21 protein-coding genes, 1 tRNA gene and 1 pseudogene are annotated in these 22592 nt (G+C 64.7%); 14 read left to right on the forward strand and 9 right to left on the reverse strand.

Annotated features, from left to right (window positions below; genetic code table 11):
* Positions 1-926, reverse strand: a 926-nt coding sequence (locus HYH07_RS34435) for a complex I NDUFA9 subunit family protein (RefSeq protein WP_220006635.1), incomplete at its 3' end; no start/stop codon positions are given.
* A 140-nt stretch (positions 927-1066) separates the two neighbouring features.
* Here HYH07_RS34435 and HYH07_RS34440 point away from each other — a divergent pair.
* The 3 genes from HYH07_RS34440 to HYH07_RS34450 all read left to right on the forward strand — a co-directional run bounded on the left by HYH07_RS34440 (position 1067) and on the right by HYH07_RS34450 (position 2023).
* Positions 1067-1153, forward strand: a tRNA-Leu gene (locus HYH07_RS34440).
* Between the two features lie 432 nt (positions 1154-1585).
* Complete coding sequence (locus tag HYH07_RS34445) at positions 1586-1801, forward strand: hypothetical protein (protein ID WP_220006636.1); 216 nt, start codon at positions 1586-1588, stop codon at positions 1799-1801.
* 18 nt (positions 1802-1819) lie between these two features.
* Positions 1820-2023 (forward strand): hypothetical protein, encoded by a 204-nt coding sequence (locus tag HYH07_RS34450; RefSeq protein WP_220006637.1) that lies wholly within the window; start codon positions 1820-1822, stop codon positions 2021-2023.
* Between the two features lie 120 nt (positions 2024-2143).
* On the opposite strand, the gene HYH07_RS34455 is transcribed toward HYH07_RS34450, so the two are convergent.
* Positions 2144-3415: an MFS transporter gene (locus tag HYH07_RS34455; RefSeq protein ID WP_220006638.1), complete on the reverse strand. Its 1272-nt coding sequence runs from the start codon at positions 3413-3415 to the stop codon at positions 2144-2146.
* Between the two features lie 257 nt (positions 3416-3672).
* On the opposite strand from HYH07_RS34455, the gene HYH07_RS34460 reads away from it, so the two are divergent.
* The 8 genes from HYH07_RS34460 to ptsN all read left to right on the forward strand — a co-directional run bounded on the left by HYH07_RS34460 (position 3673) and on the right by ptsN (position 11905).
* Positions 3673-4998 carry a UbiA family prenyltransferase gene (locus HYH07_RS34460; RefSeq protein WP_220006639.1) on the forward strand — a complete coding sequence of 442 codons (1326 nt, stop codon included), beginning with the start codon at positions 3673-3675 and terminating at the stop codon, positions 4996-4998.
* Positions 4999-5101: 103 nt separating this feature from the next.
* Entirely contained in the window at positions 5102-5716 is a 615-nt protein-coding gene (locus tag HYH07_RS34465) for a ribonuclease D (RefSeq protein WP_057752212.1), read from the forward strand.
* 225 nt (positions 5717-5941) lie between these two features.
* Positions 5942-6676, forward strand: coding sequence for an LPS export ABC transporter periplasmic protein LptC (gene lptC, locus HYH07_RS34470; RefSeq protein WP_220006640.1), 735 nt, complete (start codon positions 5942-5944; stop codon positions 6674-6676).
* Positions 6677-6681: 5 nt separating this feature from the next.
* On the forward strand, positions 6682-7404 hold the full coding sequence (locus HYH07_RS34475) for an LptA/OstA family protein (RefSeq protein ID WP_220006641.1): 723 nt from the start codon (positions 6682-6684) through the stop codon (positions 7402-7404).
* Positions 7405-7637: 233 nt separating this feature from the next.
* Entirely contained in the window at positions 7638-8639 is a 1002-nt protein-coding gene (lptB, locus tag HYH07_RS34480) for an LPS export ABC transporter ATP-binding protein (protein ID WP_220006642.1), read from the forward strand.
* Between the two features lie 91 nt (positions 8640-8730).
* Positions 8731-10383, forward strand: coding sequence for an RNA polymerase factor sigma-54 (rpoN, locus tag HYH07_RS34485; RefSeq protein ID WP_220006643.1), 1653 nt, complete (start codon positions 8731-8733; stop codon positions 10381-10383).
* A gap of 174 nt (positions 10384-10557) precedes the next feature.
* Positions 10558-11157 carry a ribosome hibernation-promoting factor, HPF/YfiA family gene (gene hpf / locus HYH07_RS34490; protein ID WP_220006644.1) on the forward strand — a complete coding sequence of 200 codons (600 nt, stop codon included), beginning with the start codon at positions 10558-10560 and terminating at the stop codon, positions 11155-11157.
* A gap of 286 nt (positions 11158-11443) precedes the next feature.
* Positions 11444-11905, forward strand: a complete 462-nt coding sequence (gene ptsN, locus HYH07_RS34495; protein ID WP_027528272.1) for a PTS IIA-like nitrogen regulatory protein PtsN — start codon at positions 11444-11446, stop codon at positions 11903-11905.
* Between the two features lie 139 nt (positions 11906-12044).
* Here ptsN and HYH07_RS34500 read toward each other — a convergent pair whose 3' ends face one another.
* A complete protein-coding gene (locus HYH07_RS34500) occupies positions 12045-12680 on the reverse strand; it encodes a TetR/AcrR family transcriptional regulator (protein ID WP_220006645.1) in 636 nt (211 codons plus the stop codon).
* Positions 12681-12986: 306 nt separating this feature from the next.
* Between HYH07_RS34500 and HYH07_RS34505 the strand changes: the two genes are divergently transcribed.
* From HYH07_RS34505 to HYH07_RS34515, 3 genes are read left to right on the forward strand one after another with little or no spacing between them, the layout of a single operon-like run.
* Entirely contained in the window at positions 12987-13790 is an 804-nt protein-coding gene (locus HYH07_RS34505; RefSeq protein ID WP_220006646.1) for an SDR family NAD(P)-dependent oxidoreductase, read from the forward strand.
* Positions 13791-13826: 36 nt separating this feature from the next.
* Positions 13827-14957 (forward strand): DUF5938 domain-containing protein, encoded by a 1131-nt coding sequence (locus HYH07_RS34510; RefSeq protein ID WP_220006647.1) that lies wholly within the window; start codon positions 13827-13829, stop codon positions 14955-14957.
* A gap of 56 nt (positions 14958-15013) precedes the next feature.
* Entirely contained in the window at positions 15014-16552 is a 1539-nt protein-coding gene (locus HYH07_RS34515; protein WP_220006648.1) for an AMP-binding protein, read from the forward strand.
* A 245-nt stretch (positions 16553-16797) separates the two neighbouring features.
* Here the strand turns inward: HYH07_RS34515 and HYH07_RS34520 are convergent, their stop codons facing one another.
* The 6 genes and pseudogenes from HYH07_RS34520 to HYH07_RS34545 all read right to left on the reverse strand — a co-directional run bounded on the left by HYH07_RS34520 (position 16798) and on the right by HYH07_RS34545 (position 22508).
* Positions 16798-17730, reverse strand: coding sequence for a xanthine dehydrogenase family protein subunit M (locus HYH07_RS34520; RefSeq protein ID WP_220006649.1), 933 nt, complete (start codon positions 17728-17730; stop codon positions 16798-16800).
* The gene (locus HYH07_RS34525; protein WP_220006650.1) at positions 17727-20414 is read right to left on the reverse strand and encodes a molybdopterin-dependent oxidoreductase; all 2688 of its coding nucleotides are present in this window, start codon (positions 20412-20414) and stop codon (positions 17727-17729) included. Before HYH07_RS34525 ends, HYH07_RS34520 begins: the two co-directional genes overlap by 4 nt.
* A complete protein-coding gene (locus HYH07_RS34530) occupies positions 20411-21052 on the reverse strand; it encodes a TetR/AcrR family transcriptional regulator (RefSeq protein WP_220006651.1) in 642 nt (213 codons plus the stop codon). The genes HYH07_RS34525 and HYH07_RS34530 overlap by 4 nt, the downstream gene beginning before the upstream one ends.
* Positions 21053-21584: 532 nt before the next feature.
* Positions 21585-21686: pseudogene (locus HYH07_RS36495) on the reverse strand (DUF1150 family protein); the annotation flags it as partial.
* A gap of 37 nt (positions 21687-21723) precedes the next feature.
* Positions 21724-22218 carry a type II toxin-antitoxin system VapC family toxin gene (locus tag HYH07_RS34540; RefSeq protein WP_220006653.1) on the reverse strand — a complete coding sequence of 165 codons (495 nt, stop codon included), beginning with the start codon at positions 22216-22218 and terminating at the stop codon, positions 21724-21726.
* On the reverse strand, positions 22215-22508 hold the full coding sequence (locus tag HYH07_RS34545; RefSeq protein WP_220006654.1) for a type II toxin-antitoxin system Phd/YefM family antitoxin: 294 nt from the start codon (positions 22506-22508) through the stop codon (positions 22215-22217). The genes HYH07_RS34540 and HYH07_RS34545 overlap by 4 nt, the downstream gene beginning before the upstream one ends.
* Positions 22509-22592 lie beyond the last annotated feature (84 nt).

Raw genomic sequence — 22592 nt, forward strand, 5'->3', positions numbered from 1 at the left:
CGCCAGAGATATTGCGGGGCGATCGCTTCCAGCGAATCGGGGGTGATGCCGAGCCCTTCCAGCGTCAGGCCGGCGGCCTTCGCCGCGTCCGACACGACATTGTCGCGCTCGAGCAGCGTGACCTGGTCCGGCGTCAGCTTGAAGGTACCAGGGGCGAATTGCAGGAGGGCGGCCTTGAGGCGGGCGAGGCCGAACGACAGCGGCACCAGGGTGCGTTTGCGGTCGGTGATAGCGAGAATGGCCTCGATGATCTCGCGCATGGTCAGCACCTCAGGCCCGCCGAGCTCGTAGGTCGCGCCCGCCTTGGCCTTGCCGTCGACGGCATCCGCGATCGCGGTAGCGACATCGCCGACATAAACCGGCTGCATTCGGGTGCTCCCGCCGATCAGCGGCAGCACTGGCGACAGCCGCGCCAGGGCCGCGAAGCGGTTGGTGAACTGGTCCTCGGGGCCGAACATCACGGAGGGGCGGAAGATCGTGGCCGACGGCACCGCCGCGCTCACCGCGGCCTCGCCGGCGGCCTTGGCCTTGGCATAGCGCGAGGGCGAATCAGCATCCGCGCCGATGGCCGAGACATGGATCAGGTCGGCGCCCGCCGCGGCCGCCGCCTTGGCGACGGTCTCGGCGCCCTTGGCCTGGACGGCGTCGAAGGTCTGGGCGCCGCCCTCGGTGAGGATGCCGACCAGATTGATCACGACATGCGAATCACGCACCGCCGCCTCGACCGATCCAGGGTAGCGCAGGTTCGCCTGGATGGTGTGGACCTGGCCGACCTTGCCCGAGGGCTGCAGGTGGCCGGCGAGTTCCGGCCTCCGCACCGCAACCCGGATCCGGTAATCCCGCCGGCACAGCGCCCGAACCACATTCCGGCCCAAAAACCCCGATCCGCCGAAAACCGTGACGAGAGTTTCCAGATTCGATGCCATGGAGGTCCATTCCTGCAGGAAGAGTACGCGATATCAGGCTTCTACCGGGGCGGTGTGCGATGCGCAATCGGCATCCAGAACCATGAATTGACAACGGCGTCACCGAACCGTAGTAACCGCCTCCGTGCCCCAAACGGCATGCCCAGGTGGTGGAATTGGTAGACGCGCTGGCTTCAGGTGCCAGTGGCTTAACGGCCGTGAAGGTTCGAGTCCTTTCCTGGGCACCACCGTCATCGAGACAATGATCGTGCTCGAAGCCCTTGAGAACTGAGGGTTTTCTGTCTCCCATGGGGACAGGCGGGTGGCACAGATGGTTCTCTCGATGTCTCGGCCTCGGCAACACGCCATCACGGGCGTCGACTGCTTTCGCAAGATCGTACCTGCTGACGTATGAGCGCTGGTTGGCAAGCGCGACCGGAAGGTTTCTCTCGGAACGAAAGCATTGATGACGCCCGCCGCTCGCGAAGTTGGGCCACGCGGCTGTTGAGGCGGGACGCGCGCCCAACATGCCGGCGGAAGTCCGCACTGCTCCAGCAACAAGCTCCTGCTCCATCTGCTGCGTGATCCTACTCACGGTCGGAACACCGGCTCTGAGGCAAGGTGCGGCATCAACCCGATGGGCGGGATGACCTTCGGATGGAGAGAAGACCATGTGCGCAATGTCAGACATCGATGAACTGTCCCTCGACCGGCTCGACGACGTTGCGGGAGGATCAGGTAATTTCGGCACATCAGGACATACCGGAGCTATCGCCTGGGGAACGAAAAGCAATGGCGGTATGGCTGTTACGTGGCCGGGCAGCCTTGGCGGTGTGAACGGTGTTTGGTCGGTTTCCTCGGACGGCGGCGTGCAGTGGCACGGCAAGCCCCAGTGAAGTCGAAGGAGAAGGGAAATGACCCAACCATCCTATCAGGAGCTGACGGACGCCGATCTAATCGTCGTGTCGGGCGGAGGGCTAAAGGAAATCTTTCAGCAAGCCGGGCGTCAGATCATGGACAAGGTCACGCAACCTTCGCTCCTGTGCAATCCGGACACGGCACTGATGCGGCTCGACGGAACGCTGACGTCAGATAGCTCCGGCTGTCACCGGACCTAAAGCGCGATGAGATTGGGTTGAACCGTTATCGCGCTTTAGCTCTTTGTTTGAGCATGATCTTTTCGGAAAACCGCATCACACTTTTCCGGATCATGCTCTAGGAAGCGGCAAGAGACGCCCTCACACCACCCGCTTCCCCGCCTTCTCCGCCACCCCCTTCTGCACGAAATACATCGCCACCAGCGTGATAACAGTGGTCGTGACGACGACGTAGCCGATCCGCTCGAAATGCAGCAGCGAGCCGTCGGCTTGTTGCGAGATGATCGCGGCCGCGAGCACCGAGCCGAGGCCGCCGGAGAGCTGCTGCAGCGAGGCGCTGACCGCGCTGAACGCGCCGCGCTGGCTCTGATCGGGGATGGCCGAGATCAGCGCCTGCGACGGGATCATGCGCGAGAAGATACCGACGAACAGCAGCACGTTGACGGCGATCGCTGTGGCCAGCGAGACGTGGCCGAGATGGGTGTAGATCAGCACCATAGCGATGGTCATCGCGCAGCCGAACACGAAGGTCGGATATTTGCCGAACGCGTCGGCCGCGCGGCCGACCAGCGGTCCGGTGACGATGCTGAACAGGCCGGAGACCAGATAGATCGTCGGCAGATGCACGATGTCGATGCCGATATTGTTCACGGTGAAGGCGCTGGAATACGGCATCAGCATGTAGCCGCCCGTCGCCAGCAAGGTCGTGACCGCGAAGGCCAGCGTGTAGCGCGGCTCGCTGACCGTCGCGACCAGATGGTGGAACGGGTTCCGATCCTGCTTCAGCTTCAGATGCGCATCGACTGGCTCCATGGCAAAGGCGATGACGGCGATCGACAGGATCGACAGGCCGACGATCGCAAAGAAGCAGACATGCCCATTCCAGTGATTGGCCAGGAACAGCCCGGCGGGAACGCCGAGCACCTGGCTCGCGGCAAAGGCTGTTTGCACAAACCCCATCACGCGGCCGCGCAAATGCAGCGCGAACAGGTCGGTGACGATGGCGAGCACGATCGAGCCGATCACGCCGCCGAACAGGCCGGTGACGATGCGGCCGAGCAGCAGCACATGATAATTCTGCGCCAGCGCGCACAGCAGGGTTCCGAGCGTGAACCCGGCATAGAAGAACAGCAGCAGCCGCTTGCGGTCGAAGCGATCGGCAAAGCCGGCGGCGAGGATGCCCGACAAGCCGGCGCTGAAGGCGTAGGCCGACACCGCGACGCCGAATTGCCCGGCCGTGATGTCGAGCGAGGGCATCATGATGGCGCCGAGCGGCGACATGATGATGAAGTCGAGAATGATCGTGAACTGCGCGAAAGCGAGCAGCGCCACGAGGAGCGACTGGTAGCGCGTAAAGCCGCGCTGGCTTTGCTGCTGATCGTCGATCGGCGCGGCGAGCGTCTGGTCTGTCATGGCACCTGATGCGTGTGAGAAACCGGGCTCAGATAGGGTCGGCGCCGCCGATTACCACCGGCTCGGACCTCGGGTTCGGCTGGTATATCCAGCGCGTGCCGGATTGTGGGATCCCTGCAACAGCTGGCTTCGCGGTCCCCTTTGCCGAAGGGTTAAGCCGCCCTTAGCCAATGCCGCCTAGGCTCGCGGCCGTCCTTTTCCCGCTGCCCGCCAGCCCTTGGGGCCGGCCGGGTCGCGGCAAGTCAGAGCGTTTTCGGATGGAGCAACCCGCCTGGCAGTACGATCCGAGTGAGGCCGCGCCGCAGGCGAGGCCGGCGCCGGCCCGTACTCTCGTCATCGATCTCGAAGGCGCCCTGCTGCGCTCGGAATTGCTGATGGAGGCGCTGTTCTCTGCCCCTGCCCGCATGCTGGCCCGTTTCGGAGCGCGCGGACGTCCGGGCATGGCTGTAATGACGGAGGTTCTGGCACGCGCCAGGATCGACTACGCCCGCCTGCCCTATGATGCCGAGGTGCTGAACCGGGCACTGGCGGCGCGGGCGCGGGGCGCGAAGATCTTTCTGGTCGCGGAGCGCTTTGCCGACCAGGCGGCGGGCATCTCGGCGCATCTCGGCTTCGACGGCGTCGTGACCCCAGCCGACCTTGCGGCCGGCGACAATCTGCCGTTCGATCGCGCCGCGATCGAATGCATCGACCACGTCGATCGTGATCGCGCCAGTCTTCGCACCTGGGCGAAGGCGCTGCGGCTCTATCAATACGCCAAGAACACGCTGGTGTTCGTGCCTGTTCTCACCGCGCATCAGGTCAATGTCGCAACGCTCGGCACCACGCTGCTGGCGTTCCTGGCGTTCTCGGCCTGCGCCTCGGGCGCCTATCTGATGAACGATCTGCTCGACCTCGCCGCCGATCGCCAGCATCGGACCAAGCGCCACCGCGCGCTGGCCGCGGGTGACCTCAAGATCTCGTCGGCGCTGTCGGCGATCCCCGTGCTGTGGCTGTTCGCCTTCGCTGCCAGCCTCTGCATTTCCCCGACCTTCCTCGGCGTGCTCGTCGCCTATCTCGTCACCACCATCGCCTATTCGCTGGTGCTCAAGCGCAAGATGCTGGTCGATGTGGTCACGCTCGCCGGCCTCTATTGCCTGCGCATTGTCGCCGGCGCCGTCGCCGCCGGCGTGATACTGTCGGAATGGCTGATGGTGTTCTCGCTGTTCGTGTTCACCTCGCTGGCGCTGATCAAGCGTTTCAGCGAGCTCAGCCTGCGCCAGGACGAGGGCCTCGCCGATCCCTCCAACCGCGACTACCGCATCAGCGATCTCCACATCATCGCCGCGATGGCGGCGGCGAGCGCGATGAATGCGGTGACGGTGTTTGCGCTCTACGTCTCGTCCTCGGCGGTGACGCCGCTCTACAGCCGGCCCTGGATGCTGTGGCTGCTCGCGCCGCTGCTGCTCTACTGGTTCGGCCGGGCCCTGATGATCGCGCATCGCCGCGAGATGCCTGATGACCCCATCATCTACGCCTTCCGCGACGGCGCCAGCCGCACCACCGTGGCGGCGATGGTCTGCATCATGCTGGCGGCGATCTGAGCCGTCGCGGCTTGCGCGGCCTGTCCCTAATGGCTAAATCGCGGACCATCCGATTTGCCTATGCTGCCGAGCGACCGATTCGATTTGAGGGGTTTGAAACGTCATGACCGTACGCCTGCACCGCGGTGACCTGCCTGACCTCTCCCGCTACACCGGCGCGGTGGCGATCGACACCGAGACCATGGGGCTCAACCCGCACCGCGACAGGCTCTGCGTGGTCCAGCTCTCGCCGGGCGACGGCAGCGCCGACGTGGTGCAGATCCCCAAGGGCCACACCGATGCGCCGAATTTGAAGGCGCTGCTGGCCAATCCCGCCATCACCAAGATCTTTCATTTCGCCCGGTTCGACGTCGCGGTGCTGTACCAGACCTTCGGTGTGATGACGGGCCCGATCTACTGCACCAAGATCGCCTCCCGCCTGACCCGCACCTATACCGACCGCCACGGCCTCAAGGATCTCGTCCGCGAGGTGCTCAATGTCGACCTCTCCAAGCAGCAGCAGTCCAGCGATTGGGGTTCCGACAGCCTGAGCGAGCCGCAGCTGGCCTATGCCGCCTCCGACGTGCTGCATCTGCATGCCTTACGCGAGCGGCTGGACGCCATGCTGGTCCGGGAGGGCCGCACGGCGCTGGCAAAAGCCTGTTTCGACTTCCTGCCGACCCGCGCTTTGCTCGACCTCCAAGGCTGGGAGGAAGAGGACATTTTCGCGCATTCCTGAGATCGTTTCGACGTCATTCCGGGGCGGCTCGAAGAGCCGAACCCGGAATCTCGAGATTCCGGGTTCGATGCTTCGCATCGCCCCGGAATGACAGCAAGCGGACCAGGGCTGCCGCCTCGTTTCGGACACTTTCGTGCCGGTTTGTCGCGGGCTGCATATTCCAGCGGTCGCGGGTACAATGGCGCGGCCTTGAACCGGACAAGGCGAGCGACACCCGGAGCAGCGGTGAATTCGGCCCAGTTTCCCACCTACGACGCTGCGCTTGCGGCGAAGTTTGCCAGCGCGGCGCGCCACAGCCGTCTGGTGCGGATTCTGCGCATCGCAGTCCCGGTGACGGTGGCTGCGTCCCTGGCTGCAATTGTCCTGGTCTCGACCTTGCTCAATCCCTTCCAGATCCCCATCAAGCTCGACTCCGGGAACCTCGTGGTCACGGGCACCAAGATCACGATGGAATCGCCGCACCTCTCAGGCTTCACGCCGGACCAGCGGCCCTACGAGCTGTGGGCCAAGACTGCGACGCAGGACATCACCGACCCCGATCATGTCGACCTCAACGATCTGCGCGCGAAAGTGTTGATGGAAGACCAGTCGACCGTGTTCCTCGATGCCCGCACCGGCCGCTTCGACAACAAGCAGCAGCAGCTCGATTTGCACAAGGACGTCTTCGTGCGCACCTCGACCGGCTACGAGGCGCGGCTGAATTCGGCCTTCGTCGACATGAACAAGGGCACGGTCTCCTCGGATGAGCATGTCGACGTCAAATTGACCAACGGCACGCTGACCGCCGATCGCTTGCGCATCACCGAAGGCGGCGACGTCATCCGTTTCGAAGGCAATGTGGTGATGCATCTGGACAAGATCAGCACGGATGATGCAACGCCCGCGCCGGTCGCGCAGCCCGCGCCGGTCGCGCCGCCGCCGGCGAAGAAGAGCAAGTCTGCGAATTCGAATTCAAAGTGATTTTCATGGCTCATGTTTTCCCGCGCAATGACGTCAAGCGTCGCGCCATCATCGCAGCGGCTGCGCTGAGCATCGCCACAGGCGCAGCGGTCGCGCAGAGCACGATGCAAGGCGTACCGAACGCGATGCAGGGCTTTTCGCAGAACCGCGATCAGCCGATCCAGATCGAGGCCGCCGCGCTCGAAATGCGTGACAAGAAGAAGGAGGCAACCTTCTCCGGCAATGTGAAGGTCGTGCAGGGCGACACCACCATGACCTCGAAGACGCTGGTGGTGTTCTACGAATCGAGCAGCGACAAGCAGCCCGCACCGGTACAGCCCGCACCGGCGAAAGGCGCGAAAGCAGCACCTTCCATGCAGGCCGCGACGCCGGGGCCGGGTGGCGCCTCCTCGATCAAGCGGCTGGAAGCGCGCGGCAATGTCGTCGTCACCCAGAAGGACCAGGTCGTGACCGGCGAGACCGCCGTGTTCGACACCAAGACCAACCTCATCACCATGCTGGGCGGGTCTGCAGGCCAGGTGGTGCTGACCCAGTGCCAGAACGTGCTGCGCGGCGACCGTCTGATGGTCGACATGACCACCGGCGTCTCGCGGGTGGAATCCGACAGCGGCAAGGTGCAGGGCCTGTTCATCCAGTCCCAGGGCGGCGGCAATGGCAAATGCGGGACGCCCGCAACGCCTGGCTCCGGCCCGGCGATACCGTCGCTCATTCCGGGTAAGCCAAAGTAAATCAATAGCTTATATAATAATTCGAGGTCGCCAGGTTGAAGCCGGCCCGACAAGATTGTATCTAGCGCGCAGGGCTTTCGAAGCGGGGTTCGCCGCTTTTCGGGCGTGTTTCACTGGGCATGAGACATCCCTTCACTCATGCTGTGCTGGCGAATCGCTGGGGCCGGCGCAGCAGATCGCGAGATCACGCACGATCGTCGTGCAAGATTGTCGTGAAAGGCTAGAAGGCGGGGATGGTCGATCTTTTCAGCATGTTCCGACGGCGCCCCGCCAAGCGCGGCCGGCCAGGATTTGCCCGTCAGGACATCACCGCGCTCGGTGACAGCGTCGGCGGGCTCATGCCGAGTCCTGTCAGGGATGCACTGCCGATCGCGCGTGACCAGCCGATGCAGGCCGCGGATCCCTATGGCGTCGAGGCTCCGCCGCGGCCACGACCGGCGGCGGCGCCGCCTCCCCAGGCCAGATCCAGTTCCAAGGCGAATGGCGCAGGCGCGCCGCAGCTGTTGCGGCGGCCTGGCTTCCTGGCTGTGCATAGCGTGGAAAAGAGTTTCGGCAGCCGCCAGGTCGTGCGCGGCGTCAGCATCTATGTGCGCCGCGGCGAAGCGGTCGGTTTGCTCGGTCCGAACGGCGCCGGCAAGACCACCGTGTTCTACATGATAACAGGCCTGATCAAGGCCGATCGCGGCGCGATCGAGCTCGACGGCCACGATGTCACCAAGCTGCCGATGTATCAGCGCGCGCGGCTCGGCATCGGCTATCTGCCGCAGGAAGCCTCGATCTTCCGCGGCCTCACCGTCGAGCAGAACATCCGCGCCGTGCTCGAAGTGGTCGAGCCTTCGCGCAAGAAGCGCGAGCAGCAGCTCGACTCGCTGCTCGACGAATTCAACATCACGCGCCTGCGGAAATCGCCTTCGATCGCGCTGTCGGGCGGTGAGCGCCGCCGCGTCGAGATCGCGCGCGCGCTGGCGACGCGTCCCAACTACATGCTGCTCGACGAGCCCTTCGCGGGCATCGATCCGATTGCGGTCGGCGACATTCAGGACCTCGTCCGCCACCTCACCAATCGCGGCATCGGCGTCTTGATCACCGACCACAATGTGCGCGAGACGCTCGGCCTGACCGATCGCGCCTATATCGTCTATGCCGGTGAGATCTTGACAGAGGGAACCCCGGACGAGATCGTCGCGGATCCGGATGTCCGCCGCCTTTACCTTGGCGAGGAATTCCGCCTCTAGCCCGTTTTTGCGTTTCGTCAAGACGTGTACATCGGGCTCGGACTAGGATAAGCAAAAATCGGACCAATTTTTTGGGAACGGTTCTTGCTTCATGGCGCTTACGCAGAGATTAGAGTTCCGGCAATCGCAGTCGCTGGTCATGACGCCGCAGCTGATGCAGGCGATCAAGCTGCTGCAATTGTCCAATCTCGATCTCACCACCTTCGTGGAGGAGGAACTCGAGCGTAACCCTCTGCTGGAACGGGCCAATGACGAGGGCGGCGGCGAAGCAACGGCCGAGACCGTCCAGTTCAGCGACAGCCATGGTGACGACGATTCGGTCAGCCACGGCGACGGTCCTGGTGAGGGGACTGGCGCCGACGACGGCTTTGGCGGCAGCGGCGAGGCCTTCGAGCCGGGCCAGGAAGAGTGGATGAGCAAGGATCTCGGCTCCCGCGCCGAGATCGAGCAGACCCTCGACACGGGCCTGGACAACGTCTTCTCCGAGGAGCCGGCCGAGGCGGCCGCGCGCAACGCCCAGGACGCGGCGCCGACCACCTACACCGAATGGGGCGGCGGTGCCTCGGGTGACGAAGACTACAATCTCGAAGCTTTTGTCGCGGCCGAGACAACGCTGTCGGACCATCTCGCCGAGCAGCTCTCGGTCGCCTTCACCGGCGCGGCGCAGCGCATGATCGGCCAATACCTGATCGACCTCGTCGACGAAGCCGGTTATCTGCCGCCCGATCTCGGCGGTGCGGCCGAGCGGCTCGGCGCAACGCAAGAGGACGTCGAGGACGTTCTTGCCGTGCTGCAAAAATTCGATCCGCCCGGCGTCTGTGCACGGTCCTTGAGCGAGTGCCTCGCGATCCAGCTCCGCGAGCTCGACCGCTACGATCCGGCGATGCAGGCCCTCGTCGAGCATCTCGATCTCCTCGCCAAGCGCGACATCGCATCCTTGCGCAAGCTCTGCGGCGTCGACGACGAGGACATCGCCGACATGATCGGCGAGATCAGGCGGCTCAATCCCAAGCCCGGCATGAAGTTCGGCTCGGCGCGGCTCCAGACCATGGTGCCGGATGTCTATGTCCGGCCGGGTCCTGACGGCGGCTGGCATGTCGAGCTCAACAGCGACACTCTGCCGCGCGTGCTGGTCAACCAGACCTATTACTCCGAGCTGTCGAAGAAGATCGGCAAGGACGGCGACAAGTCGTATTTTACGGACGCGCTGCAGAATGCGACCTGGCTGGTGCGCGCGCTCGACCAGCGCGCCCGCACCATCCTGAAAGTCGCCACCGAGATCGTGCGCCAGCAGGACGGCTTCTTCACCCATGGCGTCGCGCATCTGCGGCCGCTGAATCTGAAGGCGGTTGCCGACGCCATCCAGATGCACGAATCCACCGTGTCGCGCGTCACCGCCAACAAGTACATGGCGACAAATCGCGGCACATTCGAGTTGAAATATTTCTTCACGGCCTCGATCGCCTCGGCCGACGGCGGCGAGGCGCATTCGGCCGAAGCGGTGCGTCACCACATCAAGCAGCTGATCGATTCGGAAGCGCCGACGGCGATCCTGTCGGATGATACCATCGTGGAACGCTTGCGCGCCTCGGGCATTGATATTGCCCGCCGCACGGTCGCGAAGTACCGCGAAGCCATGCGCATTCCGTCCTCGGTGCAACGCCGCCGCGACAAGCAGAGCGCTCTTGGTAACGTCCTTTCCACCGCCATGTCCGATCGCTCCCGCAACACCGAACCGGCCTGATTGCGCTGGCGCGAAATCGCGCTACTCTCTTCCCCCATTCGCGACCGATCCAAGCAGGCGCATGATCCGGAAAAGTGTCCGGCGGTTTTCCGACAAGATCATGCGCAGGGAAATGACCTAAGATGCGATGACGCGTCATCGCATCTTAGCCAATTGAACCAAGCGAGGCATCACATGACTCTTCGGATTTCGGGCAAGAGCGTCAGTGTCGGTGAGGCCCTTCGCGGCCGCGTCACTGACCGGACTGAAGAGGTCCTGCGTAAATATTTCGACGGCAATTATTCCGGCCACATCACGCTCAGCAAGGATGGCTTCGGCTTCCGCACCGACTGCGCGCTGCATCTCGATTCGGGAATTACGCTGGAAGCGGATTCGAACGCGCCGGACGCCTATGCCAGTGCCGACCAGGCCCTGATCATGATCGAGAAGCGCCTCAAGCGCTACAAGAGCCGCCTCAAGGACCGCTCAGCCCGCAAGGCCCATGTCGCCTCCGCGGCGCTGGCCGCGCTCGACGCCACCGCCTATGTGCTCGAGGCCCCCGGCGAGGGGGACGATGATGAGGAAGTTACCGGCTACAGCCCGGTGATCATCGCCGAGGCCACGACCTCGCTGAAGCAGATGTCGGTCAGCGAAGCCGTCATGGAACTCGACCTCAGCGGGGCGCCCTGCCTGGTATTCCAGCATGGCTCCTCGGGCCGGGTGAACATCATCTACCGCCGGGCCGACGGCAATGTCGGCTGGATCGACCCGCCGGGTGACAAATCCGGCGGCTAGAGCGTTTTCGAGCGAAGTGGAAGCCGGTTCGCGTTAAGAAAACCCCGTCAAAACAAAGAATCTGCTCCCGAAAGGGTACCCCCCGTATCAACCACAGGTCTTAACAATGACCGGGACAAGCCGCACGCAGCAGTTGGCACCGGGATTGCGTTGGAGTAGAAGCGGCCCACATCAAGACCGGGGCTAAGTCCCCCTTCTGCTTGACCTTCTTGACGCCGGTCGGGCTCGCTTCTGGCGAGACGGCCAAATCGGAACTTGACGGTTTAATTCACCTCGGAACACTTCCATGCCGATTACCGATCTGGTCGCACCCGAGGCGATTCTCCCGGCATTGAAGGTCAACAGCAAGAAGCAGGCGCTCCAGGAGCTCGCGGCCAAGGCGGCCGAACTGACCGGACAGAACGAGCGCTCGGTGTTCGAGGTGCTGCTCCAGCGCGAGAAGCTCGGCACCACCGCGGTCGGCTATGGCGTCGCCATTCCGCACGGCAAGCTGCCCAAGCTCGAGAAGATCTTTGGCCTGTTCGCCCGGCTCGATCGCCCGATCGATTTCGAGGCGATGGACGGCCAGCCGGTCGATCTCGTCTTCCTGCTGCTCGCGCCCGAAGGCGCCGGCGCCGATCACCTCAAGGCGCTCGCCCGCATCGCCCGTCTGCTCCGCGACCAGGACATCGCCAAGAAGCTCCGCGCCTCGCGCGACGCCCAGGCGATCTATTCGGTGCTGGCCCTGCCGCCGGCGAGCGCGGCGTAATCTTTCACCATTGCCGACTGAGAGAGTGTGTCTGCTGTCTCGCCACCGTCATTGCGAGCTCAGCGAAGCACTCCAGAGTCCCTCCGCAGAAAGATTCTGGATTGCTTCGCTGCGCTCGCAATGACGAGGCGCAAACGCCTCAGCACACCGTCGGCAGCAGGCGCCGGACTTCGTCGAGCAGTCCAGCAATCGCCGCCTTGTCACCTGCGAGGTGCTTGAGCAGCGCACCCTGGAAGAGACCGTCGAACAGCGCATAGAGCGCGGCTGGTGACGATGCCGGCCGCTTGTTGCCGAGCTCGGCATAGCGCGAGGCGATTCGCCAGATCATCGCCTCCAGACTCTTGTCGATCTCGAGCACGTCCTTGCGAAACGCCGCCTCGAACATCGCCTGCGAGCGCAAATCGTACCAGAGCCGGTGCATCCGGGCTTCGTTCTGCAGCGTTGCTGCGAGCTTGGCGAGGAACCCCTCCGTCAATTCATCGCGGCTGGTAGCCGTCGCGACGACCTCGTCATAGCGTGTCACGCACTTCGCCTTGTAGTGGCGCACGCAACAGCAGATCAGGTCGAGCTTGTCGCTGAAATAATAATGGAACACGCCGTGCGTGAAGGCCGAGTTCTGCGCGATCTCGCGCAGGCTGGTGCGGGCGAAGCCGAGCTCGCCCAGGGTTTCGAGTGCGGCCTCCGCCAGCTCGATCCGCCGTGCGTTGAACTTGTCGTCCCGCACGACCTCCGCCACGGCCTCACGCTTCGCCGCTCCTGTCGCTTGCCGCGCCATTGTCGCGCTGTCTCCGGTCTCTTCGTCACCACGATCCGTCACCCCTACAGACCATCCTCTTTGACAACTGTCAAATTTTCACCTTGACAAATGTCAAGTTCCGGGAGGAGTGTGCGCCCAAGAATTTGGACAGTCGTCAAGACGCCAGCACATGGAGGAAACGCATCCACCGGCGCCGCGCCGCCGGAACGGACTCGCATGCCGTTGCGCCCCCCGCGCCGGCACCGTGCTGCCGATTGCAGCACGCACCGATCATCAGCGAACAGATCAGTCCAGCAGATCAGCCAAGCAAAGGGAGGACGTGCGATGAGTGAGAAGAGTCTTGATGGCCGCAAAGCCCTGGTCACCGGCGGAGCCCGCGGGATAGGAGCCGCTATTGCAGAGGCACTGGCGCGGTCCGGTGCGGCGGTCATGATCGGCGACATCCTCGATGACGTCGGCAGGGACAGCGCCGGCCAGATCGCCAGGCTCGGCGTGAAGACCGGCTTCGTGCATCTCGATGTCAGCGACGATGCGCAGTGGGAGAAAGCGACTGCTGCGACGATCGCCACCCTCGGCGGCTACGACATTCTCATCAACAATGCCGGCATCGAGATCACGTCGCTGATCTCGGAGGTCAGGGCCGAGGACGCGCGGCGGATGTGTGACGTCAACATCGTCGGCACCGTGCTCGGCATGAAGCACGCCTTCCGCGCCATGCGGCCGGGCGGACCGGCCGGCAAGGGCGGCGCGGTCGTCAACATCGCCTCCGTCGCGGCGACGATCGCCTTCCCGAGCATCGCGGTCTATTCCGGCACGAAGTCCGCGGTCGATCGCATGACACGGGTTGGCGCGATGGAAGCCGGCAAGCTCGGTTTCGGCGTGCGCGTCAACTGCATCTATCCCGGCTTGATCCCCACCGACATGGGCATGCAGCTGGCCAGCGACATCGTGAAGATCGGCCTTGCGCCCGACGTCAACGCCGCGGTCGGCTCAGTGGTGGAGCAGACGCCCCTCGGCAAGCTCGCGGAAGTCGGCGACATCGCCAATGCCGCGGTGTTCCTGTGCTCGAACGAGGCCCGTTTCATCACCGGCATCGGACTGCCGGTCGATGGTGGCATGGGCATGTAACAAAGAACCTGACATCAGGCATTTCGGAGGAACGCTATGAGCGCGAAAAAGCCAGTCATCGTCTATGGCGCGTCCGGCTACACCGGCCGGCTGGTCTGCGAATACTTACGCGAATACAACATCCCCTTCGTCGCTGCGGGGCGCAGCGCCGAGAAGCTCAACGCCGCGATGAAGGCGAACGTGGCCGGCATCGAGACCGCCGACTATGAGGTGGTCGAAGTGCCGCACACCGTGAGCGCACTGACGGAGTTGTTCAACGGCGCCTCCGTGGTGCTCAACACCGTGGGTCCCTTCGCCAGGTTCGGCAACGAGGTGGTGCAGGCGTGTTGGGCTTCCCGATGCCACTACACCGACACCACGGGTGAGCAGGACTGGCTGATCATGCTCGAGCAGGAGTGGGGCACCAAGTTCGCCAATGCCGGCCTGCTGCTCGCGCCTGGCATTGCACAGATGTACACCACCGGCGAGATCGCAGCCCAGCTGTGCCTGGAGACGCCCGGCCTCGACACGCTTGATATCGCCGTGTTCTGGGGCGGCAGCCCGACCATCGCCTCGACCCAGACCATCCTGGTCAATGCCGCGATGGCCAAGGCGTACTACCTGGAGCAGAACAAATATGTCGAGCACCAGCCCGACGCCGGCCTCACCAACCTCGCCATCCCCGGCCAGCATGAGTTGGCGCTGGCGCTGCCCTGGGGCGGCACCTCGCACCCCGTGTGGTTCAAGCGCGATCCGCGCGTGGCCAATGTGAAGGTGCTGGGTGGCGTGTTCAACCGCGCACTGATGCTGGGCGTGCCGCAGATTGTCGCCGCCGCGCTGGAGGCGACCAAGGACATGAACCCCGACGACCGCTACGCCGCGTTGGCGCAGACCGCCGCCGGCGTGATGAACAAAATGCCGCCGCGCGAGAACCCGCGCGTCAACAAGTCGCTGGATTCGGTGCATGCCTCCGGCCCGCTGGGGCGCGCGCACTGCGTCATCAATGGCAACAGCAACTACAAGCAGACCGGCATGCTGCAGGCCTACGCCGCGGCGCACCTGCTGCAGCAGCCGCCCAAGCGCGTGGGCTTCGCCTCCGGCTGCCAGGCCTTCGGCCATCACGAGCTGCTCGGGCAATTGCGCAGTTTTGGTCTGGTCGGCAAGCCTGTTCTGACCGTACACGATTAGCTCAATCGCGGGTGGCGCGGCTTGCCGCGTCACCCGCTGCCACTTCGGGGGCGACCATGCGCTTCATCGATTATCTCGACAAAGGCGCCTCGCTCGGCGCCGATGCGCCGTGCTTGACCATGGACGGGCGAGATCTCAGCTATCGCGAGGTGCAGCAGCTCAGCTATCGCGTCGCCCGCGGTCTCGACCGGTCGGGCATCGCGCCCGGCGAGAAGGTTGCGATCCTCTCCGGCAACGATCCGGTCGCGTTTGCCTGCGTGTTTGGCGTTTCCCGCGCGGGCGCGGTCTGGTGTCCGATCAATCCGCGCAACGAGGCGCCCGAAAACCGCGTTATCCTCGACCAATTCGACTGCAGCCTGCTGCTGTTTCATTCAAGCTTTGCGCCGATGGTGGCGGCCGTGCGCGCAGAGCTGCCGCAGCTGCGCAAGCTCGTCTGTCTCGATGCCGAATTGCCCTTCGCGTCCTCGTTCGACAGCTGGCTCGCCGGCCTCCCCAACGATCCCTACCAGCGCGAGACGGTCGACGACCTCGCGATGATTCCCGGCACCGGCGGCACCACCGGCAAGCCGAAGGGCGTCATGCTGTCGGGCCGCAACATCGAGACCATGACGGCGCTGACGCTGATGGGCTATCCGTTCAAGGGCCGTCCGGTCTATCTCGCGCTCGCCCCGCTGACCCACGCGGCCGGTGTGCTGTGCTTTCCGATCATGGCGCTCGGTGGCCGCATCGTGATCATGCATCACCCCGACATCGCCGAATTCCTCGATTTGATCGAGCGCTACCATGTCACGCACACCTTCCTGCCGCCGACCGTGATCTACATGCTGCTCGATCATCCGAGGCTGGACTCCGCCAAGCTCGAATCGTTGCAATGTTTCTGGTACGGCGCGGCGCCCATCTCGGCCACGCGGCTTGCGGAGGCGCTCCGGCGTATCGGGCCGATGGCGCAGCTGTTCGGTCAGACCGAAGCGCCGATGATGATCTCGATGATGGCACCGGATGAGCATTACAATGCCGACGGCACCATCGCGATGCAGCGGCTCGCTTCGGCCGGGCGGATCAGTCCGCTGGTGCAGGCCGGCATCATGGATGGTGACGGCAATCTGCTGCCATCAGGCGCACGTGGCGAGATCGTGGTTCGCGGTTCGCTGGTGATGCAAGGCTATTACAAAAATCCCGAAGCCACGGCGGAGGCGTCGGCGCATGGCTGGCACCACACCGGCGACATCGGCTACATCGACGACGACGGCTACCTCTATATCGTGGACCGCGCCAAGGACATGATCATAACAGGCGGGTTCAACGTCTACTCCATCGAGGTCGAGAACGCGCTGCGGGCGCATGAGGCGGTGCAGGATTGCGCCGTGATCGGGCTTCCGGACCAGAAATGGGGTGAGCGGATCGTCGCCGTGGTGCAGCCCCGCGCCGGCCAGAGCATCGATGCGACGGCGCTGGCAGCGTTCGTCAAGCAGCGGATCGGCAGCGTCAAGACACCGAAGCAGATCGAGGTCTGGGACGATCTGCCGCGCTCCAAGGTCGGCAAGGTGCTGAAGCCGGATATTCGCGCACGGCTGGCGGGTCGCTCAGCCGGCTAAAGCGCGATGGGTGCAAGTTGAAGCGAGTTCGGCCGCACGATGTGGCGGCATCGGCACTGCGCTCCCTCTCCCGCTTGCGGGAGAGGGCTGGGGAGAGGGTATCTCCGCAACGGGACAGTCCCCAAGAGGAAAGAACCCTCACCCGCCACGCTCTGCGAGCGTGCAATAGCCGAGACTAAGCCTCGGCGTCCTTGAAGAACGGCCGCCGAAGGCGGCCTATGCTCTCCCGCAAGATGCCCAGCCGCCTAATCCAAAAGCCGCTCCAGCACGTCGCGCATCAGCCCTTGCAGAAGATCGAGCTTGTAGGCCGTCATCGGCAATGGCTTGGCGGGCGAGGTCGCCGCTTTCGCCGCCGCTGCGATCGATGCCGCATCGGCAATCTGGCCATGAAGCGCGACTTCCGCGGCGGTGAGGCGAAGCGGCACGGGCGCGACGCCACCGGCAGCGAGACGCACGAACTGGAACTTGCCGCCGGCGATCACGACGCGGGCGCAGAGCTCCACCAGCGGCCATTCCGCATAGGTCCGGCTGATCGCGCGCTTGTAGGACGCGCGCTCACCCTCAAGCGGAGCCGGGAGCGCAATGCTCCTGATCATCTCGCCTGCTGCGAGCATGTGATCGGCGTGCGCGAGCGAGCCATCGCCGAGCAGATCCGCGATCGAGAGTCCGCTGCGCCGGTCCGTGGCGATGGTCGCATCATAGGCGAGCAGGGCCGCCGCCATGGTGGAGGGATGCGGCGCGACGCACGGGCCGAGATCGAAGGCAACGCCATAGAGATGATTGCCCGACCGGGCAGGGCAGGTGGTGCCGCCTTTCTTCAGGCATTCGATGTCGGCCCGGCGGAAGTACCAGCAGCGCGACCGCTGCGCGAGATTGCCGCCAAGCGTTGCGACCTGGCGCACCTGGGGCGTGGCGAGGCCTTGCGCGCTCGCCGCGATGCCGGGATAGGCAGCGGCGATGCGCGCGTCAGTCGCGATCGTGGCGATGCTGGTCAGCGCGCCGATCTGGGCTGCTCCGTTGGCGTCCCAGGTGATCGCCTTGTCGCCGCTGGCCGAGATATCGATCACCATTCCCTGCGACACGCCGCTGCGGCGGCGTTCGCTGAAATCGGTGCCTCCGGCGCGGAATTCAGGCGTGGGCTTGGCAGTCGTCTTGGCGGTGATGGCGGCGACGCTCATGCTGCATCCCTCCCCTTCAGCGCGGCCACCAGGCGATCGGGCCGGAACGGAATTTCGGTCAGTCTCACGCCGATCGCATCGCGGATGGCATTGGCGATCGCGGGCGAGGTCGGCACTGTCGCGACTTCGCCGATGCCGACGCTGCCACCGGGCACATGCTCGAAACCGGCCTCGTCGAAATGCACGTCCAGTTTCGGCATGTCGGCAATCCCCGGAATGCGGTAATCCTCCATGTTGCCGCTCAGGATGTGGCCGCTCCTGGGATCGGTCTCCCGCGCCTCATAGAGTGCGTAGCCGATGCCCTGGATCACCGCGCCGGCGGCCTGGCTTCGCGCCAGCATCGGCGCGGCGAGCTTGCCGATCGAGAGGCCCGTATAGGCGTTGAGCACGCGCACATGGCCGAGCCAGGTATCGACCTCGACTTCCATCACCTGCACCGAGCTCGGCACGCCGGCGCCGACCACCATGTGGTTCATCAGACGCAGCACCCAACCGAACACCCGGCCCATGATGCCCGCCTCGTGCAGCGCGGGCCGGACGCCGGGCGGCGGCTTGCCGTCCTCCTGGCGTCTTGCCGACACGGCGATATCAGGGGAAGCGGCGATCATCTCGCGCCACGGCGCGTTCGAGCCCGGAGCAGGTGTGCGGGACGCGGTGCGCTTGATTTCCGCCTTCAGCTTGTCGATGGCGAGCAGGGTCGGTGGCACCACCGAGGCGGTGACGCGGCTGCCGCCGGAGCCCGGCCCTCGCGGCAGGTTGGAGCGGCCGATGCGAACCTCCACATCCTGTGGCTCGAGATCGAACGCTTTCGCGACAGTGTTCGCGATCACGCTGCGCGTGCCCGTGCCGATATCCTGGACCGCGCAGCTTGCGACGATGCGGCCGCCCTTGACCGCGAGCTCGACCGAGGAGCCGGTCTGCCAGAGATAGAGCCAGTAGCCGGTGGCGACGCCGACGCCGCGCCGGTAGCGGCCTTCTTGCAAGGCGGCCGGCTTGCGGTTCTTCCAGACGTCGAGGCCGGCGGCCCAGTCGTACAATCGCTGGCGGTTGGGATCGGGGTCCCAGCGCTTGCGCAGCTGAATCGGGTCGACCTTCATGCGCAGCGCCGCTTCGTCGACCGCCTGCTCCAGAGCAAACGACATCGGCGGACCGCCGGGGCCGCGGAACGGCGCCCCGGGCGGCAAATTGCTCAGCACGTCGAAGTCGACGAGCTCTTTCGCATCGGCCGGATAGATCAGCCGTGCCAGGCCCGCGATCAGCGAGTTCACGGCTGCGCCGGTATCGGCATGCGCGGTGAGCGACAGCGCCTTGAGGCGGCCTTCCGTTGAAGGCAGCAAGGACAGCTTCAATTCGGCGGCCGGACGATAGCCGGCGACGGAAAGTTCCTCTTCGCGATCGAAGGCGACACGCACCGGCGCCTTCGCGGCGCGCGCGAGCTCGATCGCGGCGATGGTCTCGAGGCCAAGGCTGCCCTTGGAGCCGAAGCCGCCGCCGACATGATCGGCGATCACACGCACCTTGTCGTGCGGAAGGCCAAAACGCTTGGCGATCTTCTCCATGCTCTCGTGAATGGCCTGGGTCGAGATGTGCACGGTGAGCTGGTCGCCATCGAACCTGGCCACGGCGGCATGTGGTTCGAGGCTTGCGTGCTGTTGCGTCGAGACGCGGAAGGTTTCCTCGACCAGCAGCGGATTGCGTTGCGCCCGCGCCTCGTCAAGCCAGCTCCTGGCCTGCTTGGCTTGCTGCGAGAACGGCGCCGAAGGCCCGCGCACATTGCCCTTCCACGACACCGGCGCGCCGCCGGCGCCCTCGGACACGTTGCCGGCACGCTTGCGGTCCTTCTTTTCGAACACGATTGGCGCATCGTCGCGTCGCGCTGCATCGAGCCCGATCACCGCGGGGAAAGGCTCGGGCGTGTAGGTGATCGCGGCGATGGCCTGCAATGCGGTGCGGCGATCCCTGGCCGCGACGGCTGCAATCGGCGCGCCGACGAAGCGGATCATGTTGTCATCGTCGAGCAGCGGAACCACCGCGGCGACACCGGGAATAGTGCGTGCCGGCGCCAGGTCAAGCCCGGTGATCCTCGCATGCGCGACGTGCGCGCGCAGGATGACGCCTTCGAGCTGGCCGTCATGGTGGACGTCGACGGTGTAGCGGGCCAGTCCCGTCACCTTGTCGCGGGCTTCCAGCCGCGGCGCGACGGGATCGCTGCCGTCGAAGCGGCCTGAACAAGCCTCCGCCACCGCGCGAAAAATGCCTTCATAGGCGCCGCAGCGGCAGAGATGTCCTGACAGCGCGGCGGCGATCTCCTCGCGCGAGGGCGTCGCCGTGCCCTTGGTGGCGCGCCAGCTGTCATGGAAGGCGGTGGCTTCGACGACAAAGCCTGGCGTGCAGAAGCCGCATTGCAGGGCGTCGTGCGCCATGAACGCCTTCTGCACCGGATGCAATCCGGTGCTTCCGATGCCTTCGATGGTGGTCAGCGATTTGCCGGCGGCCGCCTGCGCCGGCAGCAGGCAGCTCACGACGGGAACGCCGTCGAGCAGCACGGTGCAGGCGCCGCAGACGCCGGAGCCGCAGACGAGCTTGGTGCCGGTGAGGCCGCCATCGCGGATCACGTCGATCAAGAGCGCGTCCGGATCGTCTGGTAGCACCAGGGGCCTGCCATTGATGGTCGTGGCGGTCATTTTCGAACTCCCGTTTTGCGCAGGGGTTTCTTCGCAGGAGGCGCCATCGCGCCGGCGATCAGCATGCGCAGCATGGTCTCGAGCTGTTTCAGGAACGCTTCAAACGGCTGCATGGAAGGGAAAGCGGATTTGGTGCCGTGGATCGCCATCTCGACGCAGCGTGCGAGCTCGCGCGCGGTGACGCCGCTTTCGAGGTTGAGCTTGCGCTTGCGGCACACCCGCGCGATCGTGGTTGCGATCTCGTCGGCGAAACGGCTGGAATAGCTCTGGTAGAGGTCGCGCGCCTGCGCGAGATGCTCGGAAAACAGCTCCTCGGTGTGGGGCGAGTCCTTGAGCGAAGCGAGCAGCGATTGCATCCGCGCGCCGATCTCGGCGACCAGGATGTCGGCGAGCCCGAGGCCCGCTTCTTCCGCCGCCTTCGCTGCCGCGATTTCGGCGGCGAGCCCCTGCTCGTAGAGCCGCTCGACCACGGCGCGAAACAGCGCCTCCTTGGAGGCGAAGTGATGATAGAGCGCCTGCCGCGTCAGCCCGGCCTCCACCGCCGCCTGCTCGATCGAGGAGCGGCGGAAGCCGTGGCGGCGGAACACGCGCATGGCGGCGTCGAGGATCCGGTCCTGGGGCGGGGCCTTGGCCTGCATTTTGTCAGATTTGACAAATGTGAAGGAACTGTCAAGTCACGGATTGATGACGGCCTCGTGCGCGTGCGGGGCAATCGCAAATGGGAGAGACTCCCCTGTGGCCATCCTTCGAGACGCCCGCCGTTGGCGGGCCCGCAGGATGAGGACTGCGTGTGTGGCCCCATTTTTCGGCGGGCACCGATGCTGCTTAGCCTCATCCTGAGGAGACCGCGAAGCGGTCGTCTCGAAGGACGAGGCGCGCTCAGGTCGCGCAAAATGCCATATGCGATTGCCCTGCCCGCAAGCGGGGGAGGGAGCCCTCCGCCGATGCCGCCGCATCGTGCACCCTGTCTGCGATAGCCCAGCGTGCGCGCAGTCGCCAACGCCGCCCCCGCACGCCGGCGGAGGCATCACCGAATTCCTAACTGGCCACGCTTCGCGCGGAGCCGTTGGCTTGCGATCGCGACGCGAAAACGTCCTCTCTCAAATGAAAACGGGCATGCCTTCGCGCGAAGGCATGCCCGCCAAAACTCTCTTCGTGCGACGCGCGCGCTTAGTGCACGCTCATCGCCTGCAGCTCGTTGCTCCAGGCGTTGGCGATCGCGGCTTCGCGGCTGTCGGTCAGCATGATCGGCATGCCATCGGCGGGGTGGAGTGGCGCTGCCGCCCCGGGCGTAAAGTGGCCACTTCCGCTATAGCTTGGCGATCGCATCTAGCGACACGGGTGGCCGCACGAGCGTCTCCTTGCCGTGACGGTAGAACCTGTGCGTCCACGGATCGAACACCGGGACGCGCGCTTCGATGAATTCGTGGATGTCGCGTGTAACCACAATCAGATCCTGCAGGGCGGCGATGGCAGCGATGAACAGGTCTGGTTGGCCGAACGTATGGCGGCGCTTGCGGCCTTCAACAATCATCGTTTTCCATCGCACGATGACATCTTCGGTGATGGAAAAAATTCGACCCGCGAACAGCGGCCGAAGGATGTTATCCAGCCACGATTGGAGATCGGCACGCCTGGCGGGGTCGGACAGTTGCTCGATGCCATAGACGATTTCAGCGAACGTGATCTCCGTGACATAGAGTTTGTCGCCGCTTTGGCCGGCGACAAAATTTACAACGTCATTGTTGGGCTTGGGCCTGCGTAGCTCCGAAACCACGTTGGTATCGAGCAGCCAGCCTCTCAAAGCTCGACGTCCCGCACCTTGGACTTGATCGTCAGGCGTTCAAATTCCAGGTCACCCAACGGGGATTTGGCAAGGACTGTAACGATGTCGCGACCGCTCACGGGACGCTGGAGGCGGTCGAATTCCTCTGCCGCGACAATAACCGCAGCATCTTTCCCGTGCAGCGTCACGCGCTGCGGTCCGACGCGGTGGGCTTCTCGGACGATCTGGCTCAGGTGAGTCTTCGCATCCTGAAGGCTCCATCGTCCGGACTGGGAGCCCTTCTTCGAAGACGGACGCTTTGCGGTCATCTGCTTCTTTCTGGTCGTATCAACCAGATTTGAGAGTATCCGAATTCGACGGTCAAAGCAAAACGGGCACGCCTTCCTGCGAAG

This window comes from Bradyrhizobium sp. BR 10261, assembly GCF_019455395.1.
Lineage (GTDB): Bacteria > Pseudomonadota > Alphaproteobacteria > Rhizobiales > Xanthobacteraceae > Bradyrhizobium > Bradyrhizobium manausense.

Bases quoted from the DNA above. Each gene is read 5' to 3' on its own strand.
- HYH07_RS34445 (WP_220006636.1), top strand. From the start codon at position 1,586: ATGTCAGACATCGATGAACTGTCCCTCGACCGGCTCGACGACGTTGCG.
- HYH07_RS34450 (WP_220006637.1), top strand. From the start codon at position 1,820: ATGACCCAACCATCCTATCAGGAGCTGACGGACGCCGATCTAATCGTC.
- HYH07_RS34455 (WP_220006638.1), bottom strand. From the start codon at position 3,415: ATGACAGACCAGACGCTCGCCGCGCCGATCGACGATCAGCAGCAAAGC.
- HYH07_RS34460 (WP_220006639.1), top strand. From the start codon at position 3,673: ATGGAGCAACCCGCCTGGCAGTACGATCCGAGTGAGGCCGCGCCGCAG.
- HYH07_RS34465 (WP_057752212.1), top strand. From the start codon at position 5,102: ATGACCGTACGCCTGCACCGCGGTGACCTGCCTGACCTCTCCCGCTAC.
- HYH07_RS34475 (WP_220006641.1), top strand. From the start codon at position 6,682: ATGGCTCATGTTTTCCCGCGCAATGACGTCAAGCGTCGCGCCATCATC.
- lptB (WP_220006642.1), top strand. From the start codon at position 7,638: ATGGTCGATCTTTTCAGCATGTTCCGACGGCGCCCCGCCAAGCGCGGC.
- rpoN (WP_220006643.1), top strand. From the start codon at position 8,731: ATGGCGCTTACGCAGAGATTAGAGTTCCGGCAATCGCAGTCGCTGGTC.
- hpf (WP_220006644.1), top strand. From the start codon at position 10,558: ATGACTCTTCGGATTTCGGGCAAGAGCGTCAGTGTCGGTGAGGCCCTT.
- ptsN (WP_027528272.1), top strand. From the start codon at position 11,444: ATGCCGATTACCGATCTGGTCGCACCCGAGGCGATTCTCCCGGCATTG.
- HYH07_RS34500 (WP_220006645.1), bottom strand. From the start codon at position 12,680: ATGGCGCGGCAAGCGACAGGAGCGGCGAAGCGTGAGGCCGTGGCGGAG.
- HYH07_RS34505 (WP_220006646.1), top strand. From the start codon at position 12,987: ATGAGTGAGAAGAGTCTTGATGGCCGCAAAGCCCTGGTCACCGGCGGA.
- HYH07_RS34510 (WP_220006647.1), top strand. From the start codon at position 13,827: ATGAGCGCGAAAAAGCCAGTCATCGTCTATGGCGCGTCCGGCTACACC.
- HYH07_RS34515 (WP_220006648.1), top strand. From the start codon at position 15,014: ATGCGCTTCATCGATTATCTCGACAAAGGCGCCTCGCTCGGCGCCGAT.
- HYH07_RS34520 (WP_220006649.1), bottom strand. From the start codon at position 17,730: ATGAGCGTCGCCGCCATCACCGCCAAGACGACTGCCAAGCCCACGCCT.
- HYH07_RS34525 (WP_220006650.1), bottom strand. From the start codon at position 20,414: ATGACCGCCACGACCATCAATGGCAGGCCCCTGGTGCTACCAGACGAT.
- HYH07_RS34530 (WP_220006651.1), bottom strand. From the start codon at position 21,052: ATGCAGGCCAAGGCCCCGCCCCAGGACCGGATCCTCGACGCCGCCATG.
- HYH07_RS34545 (WP_220006654.1), bottom strand. From the start codon at position 22,508: ATGACCGCAAAGCGTCCGTCTTCGAAGAAGGGCTCCCAGTCCGGACGA.